Below are 20734 nucleotides of genomic sequence, written 5' to 3' on the forward strand. Positions count from 1 at the left end.
TAAGCATATCGGCATTACCTACTTACTATCCTAATTAACTAATCCTTAGTTAATTCGAGGTTTTTTACGACGAAGTGCCATCAGTGGGGCAACTGCTAGTAGTAACCAGCCGAATGAACCGCTTGATGATTTCTTGTCTTTTTCAATCTCTGCTTCTGGAATCACTGCCTCAGGGAAAGTACAGCTACCATCGTCAGTATTGGCGCTTTCATCATAGTTAGTTGCTGAGCTGTCAGTACAGCCAAGCTCTTCACCATCAGACATCACCGATAATACAAATGAACTCATTGCTGCATCAGTTGGGTTAACGCTGTCGCTAACTTTTACTGTTACATCAATATCACCATGGAAGTGCGCCGCTGGCGTGATAGTCACAGTGCTACCTGATGTGTGACCAGATACTTCATAAGTGAAGTTTTCGCCTAACACTTCGATTTGGTTGCTCACTTGGTTTTCGTCAGCATAAAGCACGTCAAAACTAATCGTTTCGTTCTCTGCCACCGACATATCAGTTAAGGCTGCCATTTCTAGGTTACCGATAACTTCTAGGTCAAGGGTGATGGTTTCATCATCTGCGCCAACTAAACCATTTGTAAGTGATAGTTGATGCGTTTGATTCGCCGCTTGCTCACCAATGTACGCTTGGAATTTCACGTCAAACTTAGAAATCTCAGGACCTGTGTAGTCAAGACACACAACCAGTTTGTCGTGTAGTACTTCGTCCATATTGTCGAAGCCGTACTTGTTACCGATGTTTAAATCGATTGGAATATCACCACTGATAAAGCCACGACCATCAGCAGCTTTCAAGCCGATAGAACCTTGTGCATCAACTAAGCTTAGGTTGTCGTAAGCAAATAGTAGCTCGTATTCACCTGGCTCATAGTCAATGCCCATACGCATGAACATTTCAACATCAACAGATTGGCCTTCAGTTCTTGAACGCTGGATATTATCCCACTCAAGTACTAACCACTCACGAGATACCGTGTAAGTTGGTGTGATACCGGCGTTGGCGTCATAGTTACCGTAACCACCATCAACACGCTCTGGGATAGTGTTGTCACCAACCCAGAAAGGTGCGATTAGGTAAGGCGGCGGTGGCGGCTGAGTGTAACCTTCTGGCAGTTCAACGTGGAATGGCGTTGTACGGCCTTGCGAACCAAATGTGACTAAGCCAGCTGGGTTAAGTTTAATTGAGTCAAAGTGGTACTTATTAAAGAATGGGAATGACACATCAAGGTTAGTGTTCATGATTTCTTTAAATGTGTACTCAAACTCGTTGTAGTAACGACCTTCAACACCTTCTAGTGTACGCCAGCCAAGCTCACGTAGTTCTAGGTAGTGAGGATCTGGTGAATGCGCCGATGTTAATGAACACATTTCGTCTGTGATGTTGGTGGTAATGTTATAATTACGCTCAACATTTTTAGTCGTCTCTTGAACACCAACTAGTGCTAGAGCGTTGTTATCTAACATTGGTGTTACTGGCGTTGAGTTAGATGCGACAATGCTGTCAGGAACAATGTCTACGCCCGCAGGGAACTCAGTGTTTAGTGCAAATTGACGCGCTTCATCTTCGTTATTAGCAATAACGCTGATTTCGAAGTCAACTAAATCACCCACAAATGCTTTGTCTTTGTTAGCTGTAAAGGTCACGTCTTTATCAACTTGCTCGATGATCACTGGCACAAAACCAAGATTACCCGCATCTTCAGGGTTGCTACCAATATCAAAGCCACCAAAGTAGATATCGCCCACTTCCATATCAGGTAAGTTATAAGCAAGGTCAAGCTCAAGTTCGTCATAACCTGGTACGCTGCTTGGGCCTGTTACAGTGAGTGAGCCATTGTCTTCAGTGGTCACCGCTGTTGCAAACGATACTTCGATACCTTCATCAACTTCACCATACGATAGAGTCTGTAGGCTCATGTATAACGTAAAGTATTCACCCGCTTCAGGGTCAACAATATTACAGAAGTTAGTTAGGGTGTAGCTCGTTGACATACATAGCGTTTCTTCATAAGACGCAATGCCATCACCGTTACTATCTTTACCCATGAACACAAGTACACGTGACGTGTCGTTCATCACGCTTGCGCTTAGCATTTTTGCGCCTTCTGGCACTGTCGTCCACTGAATGTGGTTGTTGTTCACAGCTTCGCCTTCACCTTCGACCTCTACGCTATCGAATGGGTCGCCTGGTGTGGTGTCGTTGAATAGGTGTACTGTTTCAACTTGGCCTTTTACTAAGCCGTACGATTGTGTGGTTAGGTTGCTGATTTCATCAGTATTGAATGGACCCACTTTCATCGTTGCAGAACGTCGGTGTGCATCAATTTGAATATACTCAGGTAAACCGGTATCACCAGCGAAAGTCCATACAGGCATTTCTAAAATTGGTGATTCAGGGTTGCTTGAGGTCATTACGATTTGACCTTGGTTACCTGTGTAATCAACAACTTCTTGTGGTGTTGCTTGTTGGCTTGCTTCAACCGTAACAACAATGCTTTGTGTCTCACCCGCTTTAATATCAAAGTTGCTTGGCTCAACACTAATTTTGCTATTACCAATCCAGTTTTCTGTATGAAGTGTCCAGCTTGCGTCTTCTGTCGCCGTAAAGGTTCTGATAAACGTACACTTAAAGCCACAGTCATTATCAACCATGTAAGCTGTGTTTAGTGCTTTTTCACGGCCACCAAGGCTTGGGTTAGCAGCATTCATGTTAGCAATGGTTTCATCAAGCAATAGGCCTGCTTTATCAGCACGCTCAACTTGCATTTTACCCGAACCCATTTCAGCAAGGGCAGCATCAAAGCCATCATCGGTGTAGTTGTTTAGGTACTGTGCTAAAGCAACTTGATTGTTTGCAGTTAACATCAATGCTGATTGAATTTGCATTGGTGTCCAATCAGGATGAGATTGTTTTAACAATGCTGCCGCACCCGCAACGTGTGGGCTTGCCATTGATGTACCAGACATAGATTGCCAGTCTGAAGTCGCTGGGTTGCTAGTAAATGGTTGATCGTCTGATGATGGCGCATAGATATCAACACCCGGAGCCGCAACGTCTACAAGTAAGGTGTCAAAACCAAAGTATGATGGGCCACGGCCAGAGAAGTAAGCAATGCGGTCTTTATCTACAGCATCTACAGTACCTTCGGTTGCTTCAATGGTACCCATGTGGCTGTCGCCTGTGCTTAGCCAGTCAAGTAAGCTCGTACCATCGACGTTTTTAATGTGAATGGTAGGGATAGGGTAAGTGACTGAAGGAATCGTGTAGCGATCGTAGAATGATACATGATTATAAATAATTAAACCTTCAGCACCACCTGCCTCTACGTTTAGCGATTTAGAGTACAGCGGGTAAGAACTGCGCTTACATACAACAATCACGTCTTGCGCACTTTCGTCGATAGCGGTTGCTGGGTCATCAACTAAATCAAATGTCCCTTCAGGGAATGGCTTGTCACAGTTGGCAAGCGCATAGCTTGAGCTTTCATTTGGATTTTCAAAGTCAGTTGCGGCAACGATTAACCCTGTTAACTCGTTAAAGTTTACACCTGCACCAGCAAATGGTCCTGGCGCTGCAGTATCGCCACCAGTTAGGTTTTTAAGTTGTTTGTTACCAAAATTGACTTTAGTTGAAGGCGTATGAGCTGCAACTGTGGTTACCCAAGGTGAAGAGTGGTCAGCCGTTGAATATTCAGGGCCGCTGTTACCTGCCGCTACCGCCACAAATACACCGGTTTCAGCTGCATTCATGAACGCTTGCTCAATTGGGTCGCTCCATGGGTCTTCTTCAAGGCCACCTAATGAAGCATTCAGTACGTCAACATTATCTATAGCAGCTTGTTCAACAGCAGCTAAGATTGCGCTTGTTGGACAGCCCGCATAAGGGTCACCAGAACCACCCGGCCAACATACTTGGTATGAAATGATATTGGCGTGTGGCGCCATACCTGATACTTGCGGGAAAGTTACATTGGTTTCTAAACCAGATGATTGGCTTTCATACTCTGTCAGTTTGTAAGGAATATCGTAAAGGATATTACCTGCCGCTGTACCTGCAACGTGTGAACCATGGCTATTATAGTCTTCACCATTTTCTGGGCGAGTCTCTTCAAACACAGTATCAACGTAGGCTGCGGTGATCTCAGGGTATGAGTACACACCAATTAGCTTGTCGTTACACAGATCAGCAAATTCAGCGGTTGCACAGTCACCTAGGTACTTGTCGCCTAGAGGGTTGGTGTGAGTGTAGCCATCGCCGCCTACTGCTGCGAATGATGGGTGATCGGTATTGATACCCGTATCGATGATACCGACAACCGTGCCTTCACCTTTGTTGCTGCTAGGATTGCTAGCACTTGCGCTCCACAGTGCAGAAGCACCGGTTTGCTCAATGGTATTAAAAGTATTTAGGCTGTAGATTTTTGAGCGAGTGATCTTCTTAACACCAGCCACTTTAGCAAGGCGCTTCGCTTCATCTTGTGTCATTTGGGTGGTGAAACCGTTTAATGTCACATTGAATGTGCGCTCAACATTTAGCTGTAAGCCTTGTTGACTCATCGCAGTACTCAGTACTGATTGGCGCTTACTTGCTAGGTGGTTAGCGTAAGTCGCGATAGCAGGCTGCGCCATATTAAGCGTTGAGCGTGTTGTTGCTTGTTGCGTCTGCATTACCACATCTTTAGTGCTCGCAAGCCCTTTAACACCACCTTGGTAAGTCGAAATTGGTGCATCGTCCAGTTGCACGATATAAGTTTGAATACCACTAATATCTTTCTCTGGTGTGAAAACGCGGCTTTGTTTTTTAACTGTGTTATTAACCTTGTCTTCCCACACAAATTCATTGGTAACGGTTTGCTTTGGCGCATAGCCTGCTGGCTGTTCTGGCCATGCCTGGTCATTTAGCGCAGCAGCAGACGTACCTACACCTAAGTAAAGTGCAGATGCGACCATCACTGATACTTTTTTCATATTGAACATGTGATCTAACTTCCCTCGAAGGATTATAATTATGAGCTCGCGCTAGCGGCGAACGGTTGTAATCAGTAGGGATAGTGTTGAGTTGTGACTTTAACATCAATGAAATGTAAACAATTGGCACACACTGTTACAGCTTGGTACATTTTTACCGAAAAACTGTTTATCGAAACAAGATGCTTGCTCTTGCTCCGCTTAAGGTTTGTGCGTTATCTAAGCTAAACTTTGCGTTATTCCATAGGCATAGTTGCTTAACGATTGATAAGCCAAGCCCAACACCTTGGTAGCCTGTTTGGTGTACCGAAGCGGTTTTAGAAAATGGTTGCATGAGGCTGGCGCGCATGTGTTCTGGGATCCCTGGGCCATCATCTTCAATCACTAGCAAAGTGCCGTTTTCGCATTGTGAAAGCCTGATATGAATTTGCGTTTTAGCAAAGCGGACTGCGTTGCCGAGTAAGTTTTGCAATAAGCGTTGAAAGCTTTGTTTATCAACGCTTATTGCTGTTAATTCGCAGTCAAGACGAATAGCCAAAGGGCTATAGCTTTTAAACTTAGTAATGCAGGGCTGTAATAGCTCTTCTGGGCAGTAGTCTTTCACTAACAAGGTGGGTTCGCATTGTTCAAGCTCGGCATAGGTTAAAAACTCTTCGACTAAAAGCTCAAGTTCAATAATGTCTTGCAACACACTGTGCCGATAAGCGTTGTTATCAACGACTGCTTCGAGGGCGAATTTAGCCCGCGATATAGGCGTTAAAAAGTCATGAGAAACAGCATTGATCAATTCGCGTTGGCTTTGATTACGGTTATGAAGCGCTAATGCCATGTTATCGAAGGTATCGCCAATGCTCTTTAGCAAGCTAAAACGTGTGAAGTGCACTTGTGCTGTAAAGTCGGCATTTGAAATTTTACTACTGGCTTTGCGTAGCTTATTTAAGTCAAACAGCAGTGGGCCTGTAAAAATCACCACAGCTAAGGCAAGGCTAGAGTAAAATAGAAGGCTCACTAAAGACTGATAACCCTGATCAGCAGGCTGGCTGTAGGGGCCAATGCTTAATAAGGTCTGTCTATCATCGGCAAGCTTATGAAAGTAAAGGTTGTTATTGGCATCGTTAACACTAATTACCTGACCTGCTAAAAGAGATGCCTGTAATTGTTCACCAAGGTAAAAGTTCGCCAGAGGTGTTTGTTTAATATCAGGGTTATTGGGGGCAAGACTCAATATGCTTTCTGCTAATTGCTGCTCTGTACTGTAACTCGGTGAGCTTGGAAAATAGGTTTCTAGTAACCAAGCGGCGCTCCCCAGACAAACTGCTAGGGTTAAATACAAATAGCAAAACAGGCGTAGCAAACTGCATTAACCCCACGCTTGTGGAGAAAAAATATATCCTTTGCCCCAAACAGTGACGATTTTTTGTGCCGGCACCGCTTCGTCACCGAGCTTTTTGCGTAAGCGACTAATGCGGCCATCGATTGTGCGGCTTTGACCATCGTATTTACGGCCAATGGTGCCATCAAATAATTGGTCTCGACTGACCAACTGACCCGCTGATTGAGCTAGTTGGATCAGTATTTCGAACTCTGCACTGGTCAATTCAAGTGGCTGGCTATGCAGGTAAGCCTCGCGCTGAATAGTATTAATACTTAAAGAACCAAAGCGAATATTATGCGCATTATGGGTAGTGCTTGTTGGCTTAACAGCTTGGCTGCGGCGAATGGTATTGTTAATTCGCGCTAATAAAATGGACGGGGAAACAGGTTTAGTTAGGTAATCATCGGCGCCTAGCTCAAGGCCAGTGATATGATCAACTTGGCTCTGCCTTGCGGTCATAAAAATAATTGGCGTATCTTGATATTGTTTTAGCTCTTTAAATACCTCAAAGCCATCTTCTGATCCTAACCCGATATCAAGCAAAATTAGGTCGTATTTTTTGCAGCTTGCTTGGTAACAGGCATGGCAACCACTTTCAAAGTGCTCAATGGTATAGCCATGGTCAGTTAAATAATTAGAAACTAGCTGGGCAAGTTTTAAATCATCTTCAATGTATAAAATAGTATGCTGGCTCATCAAAAAATACTCCATGCGATATCACGTCGGCGTTTTTTAACATGCTGGTGGAATAAACTAATTTCAGTGCTTTCTAATGGCTCTAGCTGTTCGCTAAGTAGCTCTAATACAATGTTTCGATTGTTTTGCACTGTGATTGCAAAGTTCTGCCCTTGATTTGGCTTTTGGCAGAACAGCCTAATTTGTTGATCAGTAACGCGAATGCACACCGTTTCGCTGACTTCGGTATACCAATTAATCGATACATCCATCACGCAGTCTTGCTCTATCGTTACACAGTTTTCTGGTGTTGCCTCGATATAACCTGCTTGTGCGAATGTACTGCCAACAAACGCGAGGCTACAAATGAATAAGAGTGAAAAAAGCTTCGTACGCAACATCATCAGTAATTCCATGCAAAGCCAGCATAAAAAGACAGTAAGTTGCTGTCATCGATAAGGGGGCTATCGGCAATACCCGATGATAAGCGTTGGTATTTTATATCGCTGATAAATTGCCATTGTTGATTAAACTGATATTGGTAACTGGCTTTTAGATTGTACTTTTGACTAGAGTGACCTAAAAAAGGGCTAAATCCGGCTCGTATCTCTTGTTGTGCGCTGCCATAGTAGTAATCCACTAAACCAGCACTTAAATGTTGTATTTCTGCGCCAAGCAAAACCAGATGCTGATCAAACAAAAACAAGCGCTGTGCAGACAATTCGCCTTGCAACCCTTTGTGATAGTTGGTGAGCTCCATTGACCAATACGCGCTAAAACGCCAGCTTTGCCAGTCAACAATAGCTTCAATACCGCTCATGGCAGACAGTTTACGTTTTGATATTTTAGTAATATCACCGCGGCGCTTTGTCAGCGCTGGTGTTTCGATACCTGAACCGGGTGGTGGCGGCGTCATTGAGGGGCGGCCGCCGGTTGTTCTAATCGCGGTCAGTGCTGCTGAGTGTTTAGCAAAATACAGCCCATCTTCATTAAGTTGGGTGAATAACGACACTTGATAGTTATCGCCCCACACGGGTGTCCAAGCAAACTGAGTATTTGCAAATGAAAAGTCACCGGCAAATACCTCAATGCGCGGTAGGGCATAAAGAGGAATGTCGTCTTTTTTATAAACCGGGTTGTCGAGTTGGCCATAACCTAAGCTTAAACCAAGGCTTACTCCTTCATCTGCTAAATACGCAGAGTCAGTGCTGCTTGCCATTGGTGAAAGGCAAAATGCACTAATTAGAAATAAAACTCGTAGCCCAAGTGAGCAACTACCTAGAACAGTCACAAATAAACAACCTTAATGAAAAATCTTGTTAACATTAAGTTGTTATTAATGGCTTGAACAATGAAATAATGTACCAAATTGTAGCAAGGTCTGGTTTTTGTAACCTAAATTAGTTAAGGAAATTGCTTGATAAATAAGTATATTTCACTAATTTGGTTTGGTTATTTTGAGCGGTGTCGTCATTTCTTTAGTTAGAAAAAGTTATTAACAATAAAATGGTGTTAAAACCTGCGCTTAGCGGTACAAAATGGCCCTAAATACACGTCATTACTGGCATGGCGGTTTATTAAGTTGCTATTTGGGTGAGTTTTTGCGATATTATTTATATTATAATATTAACAGGAAGCTAATAAGATGACTCTGCCTAGTTCTCAATCTGCAAATGCTATTCGCATACTTGCTGTCGATGCCGTTCAACAAGCTAACTCAGGCCACCCAGGTGCGCCTATGGGTATGGCTGATATTGCAGCGGTATTGTGGCAAAACTTTCACCGCCATAACCCATTAAATCCAGACTGGTCTAACCGTGACCGCTTTGTGTTATCAAATGGCCATGGTTCAATGCTTCAATATGCATTGTTACACCTAAGCGGTTACGACGTAAGCATTGAAGATATTAAGCAATTCCGTCAGCTTCACTCTAAAACACCGGGTCACCCAGAATATGGTTATACTCCGGGTGTTGAAACAACTACTGGCCCATTAGGTTCTGGTATTGCTAACGCAGTTGGTATGGCAATCGCTGAAAAAACTTTAGCAGCACAATTCAATAAGCCAAAGTTTGATATTGTTGATCACTTCACTTACTGCTTTATGGGTGACGGCTGTTTAATGGAAGGTATCTCGCACGAAGCATGTTCACTGGCAGGTACATTAGGCCTAGGCAAGCTAATCGCATTTTGGGATGACAATGGCATCTCTATCGATGGTGAAGTAGAAGGTTGGTTCACCGACGATACGCCTGCACGTTTTGAATCTTACGGTTGGCAAGTTATCCGTGATGTTGATGGTCACGATATGAATGCAATTGCGGGTGCAATCGAAACGGCACAAAGCAACACTACGCAACCAACACTAATCTGTTGTAAAACAGTGATTGGTTTTGGCTCGCCAAATAAATCAGGTAGCCACGACTGTCACGGTGCACCACTGGGTCACGACGAAATCGCAGCAGTACGTGAGCAGCTAAACTGGCCGCACCCTGCATTTGAAGTTCCACAAGAAGTTTATAACGAGTGGAATAATCAAGCTAAAGGCCAAGAGCTTGAAGGTGCATGGCAGCAAAAGTTTGCAGCTTATAGCAAAGCACATCCTGAACTTGCAAAAGAATATACACGTCGTGTTCTCGAAAAAGCATTACCAGCTAACTTCGCTGAATTAGCTGATGAGTACATTGCTAAATGCCAAGCCGATATGCAAAACATTGCGACACGTAAAGCATCACAAAATGCGATCACTTTCTTTGCTAACCAGCTTCCAGAATTAATGGGTGGCTCTGCTGACCTTGCAGGTTCTAACTTAACGTTATGGCCAGAAGCAAAAGGTTTACAAGATGCAGCTGATGGTAACTACGTATTCTATGGCGTACGTGAGTTTGGTATGAGCGCAATCATGAATGGTATTGCATTACATGGTGGCTTCATTCCATTTGGCGCAACTTTCTTAATGTTTATGGAATACGCACGTAATGCAGTACGTATGGCAGCATTAATGAAAGCGCAAAGCATTTTTGTGTATACCCATGACTCAATCGGTCAAGGTGAAGATGGTCCAACTCACCAACCAATCGAGCAAATCGCTAACCTTCGCATGACACCAAATATGACTGCATGGCGTCCGTGTGATGAAACTGAAACAGCAGTAGCTTGGCGTCAATCGTTATTAAAAGAAACTGGCCCAAGTTCACTGATCTTCAGCCGTCAGGGTACCAAAGCGATGGCACGTGATGCACAGCAAGTTGCTGATATTGCAAAAGGGGGTTATGTACTTGTTGATAGCGAACAAGCCGCAGAGCTTATCCTTATTGCAACGGGTTCTGAGGTAGAGTTAGCTGTGAATGCTGCTGCTGAGCTAAAAGCACAAGGCAAGCAAGTTCGCGTGGTATCTATGCCATCAACAAATCAGTTTGACAGCCAAGATAAAGCATATCGTCAAAGCGTGCTACCAGCGGGTACACCAAAGATTGCTGTTGAAGCTGCACACCGTGACTTCTGGTTCAAGTATGTTGGCCAAGATGGTGATGTACTAGGCATGGACACATTTGGTGAGTCAGCGCCAGGCGCGGTATTGCTTGAGCATTTTGGTTTCACAGTGGCAAATCTAGTTGCAAAAGCAAACGCATTACTTGCTGAATAATGTGACTGGTAAAAAATTATCGTAATCGCAACACGATAAGCCTGCTTTTACTAAAAGGCAGGCAATAAAAAAGCCCGCAAACTTTGGTTTGCGGGCTTTTTGCTGCTTAAACAATCGGTTTAAACTAATTCGCTTAAGATTGACTCTAGTTTTTCTTGGTCAATTGCGAACTGACGAATACCTTGGCTTAGTTTTTCAGTAGCCATGGCATCTTCATTCATTTCCCAGCGGAAAGCTTGCTCAGTCATTGCAGCTGGCGCTTCTGCTTTTTCTGTTGCTGGTAATAGTTTTTGAGTTAATGGTGCGTCAGTTGCAGCTAGTTCAGCAAGTAACTTAGGGCTGATAGTTAAACGGTCACAACCTGCTAATTCTTGGATTTCACCGATGTTACGGAAGCTTGCGCCCATTACAATCGTTTCGTAGCCGTGCTTTTTGAAGTAGTTGTAGATATGCGTTACTGACTTAACGCCCGGATCGTTAGCACCGTCGAAATCAGCGCTTGCATCTTGTGCTTTGTACCAGTCAAGAATACGACCAACGAATGGTGAAATTAGGTAAGCACCTACTTCGGCACAAGCGCGTGCTTGAGCAAATGCAAATACCAGCGTTAGGTTACAACGGATACCTTGCGCTTCAAGTACCTTGGCTGCTTGAATACCTTCCCATGTTGAAGCAATTTTGATTAACACGCGTGATGTGTCGATACCTTGCTCTTTATATAAAGCAACAAGCTCAAGTGCTTTATCAACAGTTGCTTGAGTATCAAATGATAAACGCGCATCCACTTCTGTTGAAACTAAACCTGGCACTTGCTCCATTAATTTAGAGCCAATTAATACCGCTAGCTTGTCGGCTGCTTTTGTTACAACTTCAGCTGCGTCACTGCTTTGTGCTTTTGCCCATGATACGGCTTCGGCAGCAAGTGGGCGATATTTCTCAATTTGAATCGCGTTTAAGATTAGTGATGGGTTTGTTGTTGCATCTTGCGGTTTATATTCGTTGATTGCTTCAAAATCACCCGTGTCAGCAACAACGGTTGTTACTGCTTTAAGTTGTTCTAATTGACTAGACATAGTTATCCCATTCTTATCATACAAAAGTTAATGTAGTGGCTTTAACCTATTATTTGTGCTGAAAAAACAATCTAATCTACCAGAGAAACTGCGCAATAAATCGCCCGCCAGCAGCAAATAATCCTGTTAATAATATTTTTATAATACCTTTACAATCTGGTATTGTTGATATTATCATACAAATAAAGATAATGACTAACAATGTTAGTAAGCAATTAGTGAAAGGTAATTATGTCTCGTTATACGTTGGGATTAGACTACGGGTCGGACTCGGTAAGAGCATTACTCGTTGATGTTGCGACTGGTGAAGAACTTGCCAGCCATTTAGTAAACTACCCGCGCTGGGCACAAGGTTTATATTGTGACCCTAGTAAAGATCAGTTTCGTCAGCATCCACAAGACTATATTGATAGCCTTGTAGAAGTAGTTAATGGTCTTTGGTCACAAGTTCCAGCAGGTACTGCAGACAAAGTAGTGGGTATGAGCTTTGATACGACAGGCTCAACACCTGTAGCAATTAATAGCCAAGGTACACCACTGGCATTAACTGAAGAATTTGCAGAAAACCCAAATGCAATGTTCATTTTGTGGAAAGACCATACGTCTATTAAAGAAGCAAGTGAAATCACTGAAGCTGCAACTAACAATGATGTGAACTACCTTTCACACATGGGCGGTATCTACTCTTCTGAGTGGTACTGGGCCAAAGCATTACATATTTTCCGCGTTGATAGCAGTGTTAAAGCAGCCACTTATTCATGGGTTGAGCACTGCGATTGGATGACCGCGCTAATGTGCGGCACAACACACCCTGAAGCATTAAAGCTAGGTCGTTGTGCAACGGGCCACAAACAAATGTGGAACGAGCAGTGGGGCGGTTTCCCACCAAACAGTTTCTTCAGCAATATCGATCCACTATTAGATGGTGTTGTTGATACGTTAAATGCAACGACAGAGCCAAGCGACCAAGTTGCTGGCAACTTAACTGCAGAGTGGGCCGAGAAGCTAGGTTTACCACAAGGTATCGTAATTGGTTACGGTGCATTTGACTGTCACATGGGCGCAGTAGCAGCCAATGTTCGTCCTGGCGTTCTAACTAAAGTAATGGGTACTTCAACGTGTGACATCACAGTAACGTCTAAAGAACAACTAGGTGATACTTGCGTTAAAGGTATTTGTGGTCAAGTTGATGGCTCAGTAATCCCTGGGTTAATTGGCTTAGAAGCCGGTCAATCTGCATTCGGTGACTTATACGCATGGTTCAAAAACCTAGTACTTTGGCCAACTAGCCAACTTACAAATCTATCTGACGCTGAACAAGCGTTAGTTAACAAGTTAGAAGATTCAATCTTAGTTGATCTATCAAAAGCAGCGGCAGCACTGCCTGTAACAAGCAACGATGTAACTGCGCTTGATTGGGTAAATGGTCGTCGTACGCCAGATGCTGACCAAAGCGTTGCCATGGCATTAACAGGCTTAAAAATGGGCACTGATGCACCTAAGTTCTTCAAAGCACTTGTTGAAGCAACTGCCTTTGGCGCACGTGCTATCACTGAGCGTTTCCGTAGCGAAGGCGTACCAATCGAGTCAGTGGTTGTTATCGGCGGTATTTCTAAAAAATCAGACTACGTAATGCAAACTTGTGCTGATGTTTGGAACTGCCCAATCGACGTTTTAGAAAGTGAGCAAAGCTGTGCATTGGGTGCGGCAATTATGGCTGCGGTTGCTGCGGGTGAACACGCAACAGTGGCAGATGCTCAAAAAGTTATGGCGTCGTCTGTATGTCATCAGTATTTACCAAACCCTGAGCGCGTTGCTGTGTATGACGAGCTTTATGCCAACTACCAAGCACTTGCAAGCTATGTAAACGGAGACAAAGCATGAGTTTTACTGAACTAAAACGTGAAGTCTATGAAGCGAACATGGAGCTGCAACGTCGTGGCTTAGTAATTTATACCTTTGGTAACGTATCGCAAATTGACCGCGACAAAGGCGTAATTGCGATTAAACCAAGTGGTGTATCTTACGACCAAATGAAAGCCGACGACATGGTGATCGTCGACCTTGAAAACAACATTGTTGAAGGGTCTATGCGTCCGTCTTCTGACACTAAAACACATGTTCATTTATATCGCCACTTTGATTCAATTGGCGGTGTAACACACACGCATTCGACCTATGCAACTGCATGGGCGCAAGCAAAACAAAGCATTCCTTGCCTTGGCACAACTCACGCTGACTATGTACACGGTGACATCACCTGTACTCGTGAGTTAACCGATGAGCAAGTGAATGGCGATTATGAATTAGAAACCGGTATTCAAATTACTGATGCGTATCAAGACCGCGATCCGAAAGCTGCACCTATGGTGATTGTTGCGGGTCATGCGCCTTTCACGTGGGGTAAAGATGCCGCTCAGTCTGTATACCATGCCGCGCTACTCGAAGAGATTGCACGCATGGCGTATTTAACACGCACTTTAGATCCACACGCAGCTGAACTTAAAAAAGCAGTGATGGATAAACATTATCTACGTAAGCACGGTAAAAACGCGTATTACGGTCAGAGCAAATAGCAAGAATTTAGAGGATTATTAACATGACGACGATGACGAAAGAAGTCTGGTTTGTTACCGGCTCACAACATCTTTATGGTCCTAAGGTGTTAGAAACGGTTGCCAAAGACAGCGAAGCAATTGTAGCGGGCTTAAACAGCGAAGCTAATCTACCAGTAAACTTGGTATGTAAGCCTACCGTTAAGTCACCTGAAGAAATTCACGCTGTTTGCCAAGCGGCAAATACGGATCCTAACTGTGTTGGCTTAGTATTATGGATGCACACTTTCTCACCTGCGAAAATGTGGATTGCTGGCCTAAGCGAATTACGTAAGCCTTGGTTACACCTTCATACTCAGTTTAATGCAGCCCTTCCTTGGTCTGACATCAACATGAACTACATGAATACGCACCAAAGTGCACACGGTGACCGTGAGTTCGGTTTCATCGGTACTGTAATGCGTAAAGAGCGTAAAGTTGTTGCAGGTCACTGGCAACGTGCTGACGTACAACAGCAGTTAGATGACTGGTGTCGTGCGGCAAAAGGTTGGGCAGAAAGCCAAACACTTAAAGTTGCGCGTTTTGGCGACAACATGCGTCAAGTTGCAGTTACCGAAGGTAACAAAGTTTCAGCGCAAATTACTTTTGGTTATGAAGTACACGCCTTTGGTGTCGCTGAGCTTGTAAAAGTGGTTGATACTATCACTGAAGAAGAAGTTGATGCACAGTTAGAGCTTTATAAGCAAGACTACGTAATTGCTGACGAAACTCTACAAGACGATTACGCAGTGAAAATGCTACGCAACGAAGCACGTTTAGAGCTTGGTATGGAGCGTTTCTTAGAGAAAGGCGGCTTTAAAGCATTCACTAACTGTTTTGAAGACTTATCAGGTCTTTCTGGTCTTCCAGGTCTTGCTACACAGCGCCTAATGTCGAAAGGCTATGGTTACGGTGGTGAGGGTGACTGGAAAACAGCTGCTATGGTTCGCATCATGAAAGTAATGGGTGAAGGCCGTGAGGGCGGTTGTTCATTCATGGAAGATTACACTTACAACATGGGTGAGACTGACCAAGTACTTGGCGCGCACATGTTAGAAGTGTGTCCTTCAATTGCAGCACAAAAACCACGTCTTGAAGTTCACCAGCACACTATCGGTGTTAAATGTGATGTAGGTCGTTTATTGTTTACTGCAAAACCGGGTGCTGCAATCAACGTATCACCAATTGATATGGGGAACCGTTTCCGTATTCTAATCAACGAAGTAGATACAGTGGCTCCGCCAGCTGATTTACCTCACTTACCGGTTGCTTCAGCGCTTTGGGAACCAAAACCAAATCTATCTGTAGCATCAGCTGCATGGATCCACGCCGGTGGTGCACACCACACTGCATACAGCCAAGCAGTAACAACCGATATGATTATCGATTTTGCTGAAATGGCTGGCGTTGAAACTATGATCATCGATAACGATACGACGATCCGTGGTTTCAAAACAGAGCTTCGTCATAACGCAGCTTACTACATGCTAAAACGTGGCCTGTAAGAATTAGTACTTTATGTACTAGAACGTGCTGTGTGTGAGCACGTTCACCCCAAATTTTGTTGTCGATTAAGCCAGTGATGAGCCTCGCTCTTCGCTGGCTTATGCTATTGTGAAGCGAAACATTTTAGGAGTAGATATGATCGATTTAAGCGCCTACCAAGGCATTATTTTTGATATGGATGGCACCTTAATTGACTCAATGGGCAGTCACTTACAGGCATGGCAAAAAGCTTGCGAAGCCTATGGCTACCCATTCGATTACGACTACATGTACAGCTTAGGTGGCATTCCGACCGTTAAAACAATTGAAATGCTTAACGAAAAATTTGGTTTAGAACACGACCCTCTAGTTGTGGCAAAAGATAAACACCAGTTTTGGGTTGATTTACAGCACCAACCGCTAGTAATTGACGAAACCGTCGCAGTACTTGAAAAGTACCATGGTGTATTGCCTATGGGCGTTGGCACAGGCGCTGACCGCGAGCATGCAATTGATCATCTAACTGATACCAATTTAATAAATAAAATTGGTGCGTTAGTGACTGCCAGTGATGTAAGTAAAGGCAAGCCAAACCCAGAAACATTCTTAAAAGTAGCAGAGCAATTAGGTGTTGAGCCAAGCCAATGTGTGGTATTTGAAGACACGCAAATTGGTTATCAAGCTGCCAAAAGTGCGGGAATGGATTGCATCATGGTGAAAGACGGAAAAATCCAACTTTAGCGATTAAAGTTGCAATGACACCCTTATTTGTATTATAAAACTATAAATACAATTACAAAAAGGTTATTCGTATGTCATTGCAATGTGTTTTCCAAGGTTTAAAAACAACTCATCAAACAGCCAGTTCGAACACGAAAAAGTCGCGCGGGCTTTATGCATTGTTGGTGACATGTGGGATTGCCCTTACACCAGCTTGTGCTCATCAAGGAGACAATATGACTACTTCCCCTTCAGCATCAATGACGGCCTATGGCGTACTTGCTGATCAAACGCCAGTTAATCAAGTAACGCTGACTAACAGCAATGGTATTAGCGTTGATGTAATCAACTACGGCGGCATAATCACGCGTATTGAAACACCTGATGCAAAAGGCGAAATGGGTAATATTGTACTGGGTTTAGATAACCTAGAAGCATACACAAAAGCGACAACTTACTACGGTGCAATCATCGGTCGTTTTGGTAACCGTATCGCAAACGGTAAATTCACGTTAAATGGCACTGAATACCAATTAGCAACTAACGATGGTGACAACCACTTACATGGTGGTGTGCAAGGTTTCGATAAGAAAGTATGGAACATGACACCGTTCACGACGCAAAACAGTGCCGGTGTTACCTTAAGCTTAGTGAGCCCTGATGGCGACCAAGGCTACCCGGGTGAAGTGACGACTGAAGTAACTTACACGCTAACGAACAACAACACGTTAGATATGCAGTTTATTGCTACAACAAGCAAGCCTACCATCATCAATATGACGCAACACAGCTACTTTAACCTAGCGGGTAAAGGCGACATTCTTGATCACCAAATGCAAATTAACTCAAAAGCAATTACCCCTGTGGATGGCGGCTTGATCCCAACGGGTGAGTTGATGGATGTTGCAGGCACACCGTTTGACTTCCGCACAGCGAAAGCAATTGGTCAAGACATCAAAGCTAGCAACGAACAACTGAAACTTGGTAAAGGTTATGACCATAACTTTGTGCTTAAAGACACGCCAAGCAATGAACTTATGGAAGCGGCGACGGTTTACGAAGCAAATTCTGGCCGTACGTTGACAGTTTACACAGAAGAGCCTGCTGTACAGTTTTATTCAGGTAACTTCTTAGACGGTAGTACTCAGCAAGCGTCTGGCTTAGTGCATAATTTCAGAAGTGGTTTTTGTTTAGAGCCACAGCATTTCCCTGATGCACCAAATCAGCCAACGTTCCCAAGCACAACATTATTACCGGGTGACGTGTATTCAACACGCATCGTGTACGAATTTGGTACAAAATAAAGGAACACAATCGTGAAAACAACAAAGCTTAAAAGCGCAATGCAAAAGGCTGGCTTAGCCAGCGTATTTGCCTTGTCGTTTGGTGCACTGACTGGTTGTCAGACTACAGCTGAAGACAACACAGCTAAGAAAGCTGACGTGGCAGCCACAGAAAAAGCGCCAATCCAAGATAATGGTATTTTTACCAACCCACTTTTTCCTAATGGCGCCGATCCATGGCTTAAGTACTGGGATGGTAACTATTACCTAACCACAACAACATGGACATCTGAGTTAGTGATGCGTAAATCACCAACACTAGCTGGCCTTGCTGATGCAACACCAGTCAATGTTTGGTCTGATTCAAATCCTGAGCGCTGTTGTAACTTCTGGGCGTTTGAGTTCCACCGCCTAAAAGGACCAAACGGCTACCGTTGGTACATGATGTATACAGCTGGTACTGATGGCACTTTAGATAACCAACACTTAAACGTACTAGAAAGTGCTGGTGACGATCCTATGGGTCCATACGAATACAAGGGCGCATTAATGCCTAACGTATGGAACATCGACGGTAACTACCTAACATACAAAGACAAGCTATATGTGATCTACTCACAATGGCAAGGCGATCAGCAATTAAACATTATTGCAGAAATGGAAGATCCGTGGACACTGAAAGAGAACTCACCGCATACGGTGATCACGCGTCCTGAGCTAGATTGGGAAATCAGTGGTCGTAAAGTAACTGAAGGTGCTGAAATTTTACAGCACAATGGTCGTACGTTTATGACGTACTCAGCAAGCTTCTGTAATACCCCAGATTACAAACTAGGTATGCTTGAACTTGTTGGTGACGATCCGCTTAAAGCGAGCAGCTGGAAAAAATACGACAAGCCAGTATTTGAGCGTACAGAAGAAGTGTTTGGCCCAGGTCACAACGGCTTTTTCACATCGCCAGACGGCACAGAAGATTGGTTAGTTTATCACGGTAATGATTCGGTAGAGCACGGTTGTAGTGCGACTCGTTCATTACGTGCGCAAAAATTCACTTGGAACGACGATGGCACACCAAGCTTTGGTAAACCATTAACACCAGGCGTTGAAGTAGCTCCACCATCAGGTGAATACGGTCCACTGGTAACGCGAGTACAAGGTCAGCGCTATCAATTAGTGAATGCAACAAGTGGCTTATGTTTAGACATCGCAGCTGATCCACAAGATGCACGTGCAGTTCAACGTCAGTGTGCAAGCACCAATGGTCAATGGGTTATTGATGCAACAACAGATGGTTTTGTTCGTTTAGCTAACCGTGAAGACAGCAAGTTCTTAGAGCTCGAAAGCTGTAATGACGCAGATAACGCTAAAGTACAATCTGCAGCATGGCGTAATAACTTCTGTCAGCAATGGAAAGTAGCACCAAGCACAGATGGTAATGTATCTATTACTAACCGTTACACAGGCAAGCCGTTAGCGGTTGCTGGTTGTTCTGCGGCACAAAACCAAGCGGTTTTACAGCAAAGCGACGCAACAGCGTGTGGCGACTGGCAATTACGCCCTATGGGCAGTGTTGTCGTATTAAGCCAACAAAGTGGTAAAGCACTTAGCGTGGCAGATACAGTTAAAGCAGGCACCAATGTTGAGCAACAAGCTTACACGCATAAAGATGCACAGCAATGGTTCTTCACACCAACAGATACAGGCTATGTAAGCCTTAAACAAAGCGCTGATAGCGAGTTCTGTGCTGCGGTAGCTGATAACGCCTTAGTACCAGGTGCCAACGTAGAAATGGCGTCTTGTGCAGCGAAAACAGCACAGTGGCGTATTGCTCCGGTAGAAGGCGGTGGTGTTATGCTGATCAACCGCTACACAAAACAAGCGCTTGGTTTAAGTAACTGTGGTTTAGCTGAAAACACTAACTTCGCACAACAACCTGATTTAGGTAACAAGTGCCAAGTGTTCCATCTGCGTGAACCAAATTAAGTTATAAGTAAAAAATCGACTCAACCAAAGCCACTTCATTTATGAGTGGCTTTTTTTATAGCCTTCAGCCTTCAGCTGTCATTTTTTAGATGAGCGGTGGAGTATGTTGGTGATATGTCAGTCTGCTCGTAGGGTGTTGATTTCATGACGCGCCAAGCAAGCGTGACGCCTACGACATTACTTGCCCTACTCAGTCTTCGGGTAGGTTGGTTTGAGCGAAGCGAAACCCAACATAATCCATCAAAACCTTCTCATGCCTCTGCATTGCATATAAAACCCCACGTGTTGTTGTAGGCGTGAAATTTATTTCGCGCGTTGTGTAGGTGCTGTCATTTTTTAGATGAGCGGTGGAGTATGTTGGTGATATGTCAGTCTGCTCGTAGGGTGTTGATTTCATGACGCGGCAAGCAAGCGTGACACCTACCGCATTACTTACCTGTTCATTCTTCGGGTAGGTTGGTTTGAGCGAAGCGAAACCCAACATAATCCATCAAAACCTTCTCATGCCTCTGCATTGCATATAAAACCCCACGTGTTGTTGTAGGCGTGAAATTTATTTCGCGCGTTGTTTAGGAGCTGTCAGCCTTCAGCTGTCAGTTTTTAGCTGAGCGGTGGGGTATGTTGGTGATGTGTATGTCTGCTCTTTGGGTGTTGATTTCATGACGCGCTAAGCAAGCGTGACGCCTACGACATTACTTGCCCTACTCAGTCTTCGGGTAGGTTGTTTTGAGCGAAGCGAAACCCAACATAATCTATCAAAACCTTTTCATGCCTCTGCATTGCATATAAAACACACGTGTTGTTGTAGGCGTGAAATTTATTTCGAGCGTTGTTTAGGAGCTGTCAGCCTTCAGCTGTCAGTTTTTAGCTGAGAGGTGGGGTATGTTGGTGATGTGTATGTCTGCTCTTTGGGTGTT

General features: G+C 44.1%; 14 protein-coding genes. 8 read left to right on the forward strand and 6 right to left on the reverse strand.

Going from position 1 to position 20734, the window contains the following annotated elements; all coding sequences use genetic code 11:
- Positions 1-45 precede the first annotated feature (45 nt).
- The 5 genes from EXT43_RS20920 to EXT43_RS14965 form a co-directional block, all read right to left on the reverse strand.
- Positions 46-4992: a S8 family serine peptidase gene (locus EXT43_RS20920; protein WP_130167329.1), complete on the reverse strand. Its 4947-nt coding sequence runs from the start codon at positions 4990-4992 to the stop codon at positions 46-48.
- Between the two features lie 160 nt (positions 4993-5152).
- Entirely contained in the window at positions 5153-6337 is a 1185-nt protein-coding gene (locus tag EXT43_RS14950; protein WP_130167330.1) for an ATP-binding protein, read from the reverse strand.
- A gap of 6 nt (positions 6338-6343) precedes the next feature.
- Positions 6344-7054, reverse strand: coding sequence for a response regulator transcription factor (locus EXT43_RS14955; RefSeq protein WP_063528816.1), 711 nt, complete (start codon positions 7052-7054; stop codon positions 6344-6346).
- Positions 7054-7437: a DUF3019 domain-containing protein gene (locus tag EXT43_RS14960; RefSeq protein WP_165385111.1), complete on the reverse strand. Its 384-nt coding sequence runs from the start codon at positions 7435-7437 to the stop codon at positions 7054-7056. The genes EXT43_RS14955 and EXT43_RS14960 overlap by 1 nt, the downstream gene beginning before the upstream one ends.
- The gene (locus EXT43_RS14965) at positions 7437-8324 is read right to left on the reverse strand and encodes a MipA/OmpV family protein (protein WP_130167333.1); all 888 of its coding nucleotides are present in this window, start codon (positions 8322-8324) and stop codon (positions 7437-7439) included. Before EXT43_RS14965 ends, EXT43_RS14960 begins: the two co-directional genes overlap by 1 nt.
- A 354-nt stretch (positions 8325-8678) precedes the next feature.
- Between EXT43_RS14965 and tkt the strand changes: the two genes are divergently transcribed.
- Complete coding sequence (tkt, locus tag EXT43_RS14970) at positions 8679-10679, forward strand: transketolase (protein ID WP_130167334.1); 2001 nt, start codon at positions 8679-8681, stop codon at positions 10677-10679.
- Positions 10680-10798: 119 nt separating this feature from the next.
- Here tkt and tal read toward each other — a convergent pair whose 3' ends face one another.
- Positions 10799-11752 carry a transaldolase gene (tal, locus tag EXT43_RS14975; RefSeq protein ID WP_062566356.1) on the reverse strand — a complete coding sequence of 318 codons (954 nt, stop codon included), beginning with the start codon at positions 11750-11752 and terminating at the stop codon, positions 10799-10801.
- Positions 11753-11983: 231 nt separating this feature from the next.
- Between tal and EXT43_RS14980 the strand changes: the two genes are divergently transcribed.
- From EXT43_RS14980 to EXT43_RS20710, 7 genes are all read left to right on the forward strand, one after another.
- Positions 11984-13636, forward strand: coding sequence for a ribulokinase (locus EXT43_RS14980; protein WP_130167335.1), 1653 nt, complete (start codon positions 11984-11986; stop codon positions 13634-13636).
- A complete protein-coding gene (locus EXT43_RS14985; protein WP_063528078.1) occupies positions 13633-14328 on the forward strand; it encodes an L-ribulose-5-phosphate 4-epimerase in 696 nt (231 codons plus the stop codon). The genes EXT43_RS14980 and EXT43_RS14985 overlap by 4 nt, the downstream gene beginning before the upstream one ends.
- A 23-nt stretch (positions 14329-14351) precedes the next feature.
- Complete coding sequence (gene araA / locus EXT43_RS14990) at positions 14352-15851, forward strand: L-arabinose isomerase (RefSeq protein WP_062566354.1); 1500 nt, start codon at positions 14352-14354, stop codon at positions 15849-15851.
- Between the two features lie 136 nt (positions 15852-15987).
- Complete coding sequence (locus EXT43_RS14995) at positions 15988-16572, forward strand: beta-phosphoglucomutase family hydrolase (protein ID WP_130167336.1); 585 nt, start codon at positions 15988-15990, stop codon at positions 16570-16572.
- 215 nt (positions 16573-16787) lie between these two features.
- On the forward strand, positions 16788-17855 hold the full coding sequence (locus EXT43_RS15000) for an aldose epimerase family protein (protein WP_240701511.1): 1068 nt from the start codon (positions 16788-16790) through the stop codon (positions 17853-17855).
- A 12-nt stretch (positions 17856-17867) separates the two neighbouring features.
- Positions 17868-19817 carry a family 43 glycosylhydrolase gene (locus EXT43_RS15005; protein WP_240701512.1) on the forward strand — a complete coding sequence of 650 codons (1950 nt, stop codon included), beginning with the start codon at positions 17868-17870 and terminating at the stop codon, positions 19815-19817.
- Positions 19818-19961: 144 nt separating this feature from the next.
- Positions 19962-20111, forward strand: a complete 150-nt coding sequence (locus tag EXT43_RS20710) for a hypothetical protein (RefSeq protein ID WP_165385112.1) — start codon at positions 19962-19964, stop codon at positions 20109-20111.
- Positions 20112-20734 lie beyond the last annotated feature (623 nt).

It is taken from the genome of Pseudoalteromonas sp. CO109Y (assembly GCF_004208935.1).
Lineage (GTDB): Bacteria > Pseudomonadota > Gammaproteobacteria > Enterobacterales > Alteromonadaceae > Pseudoalteromonas > Pseudoalteromonas shioyasakiensis.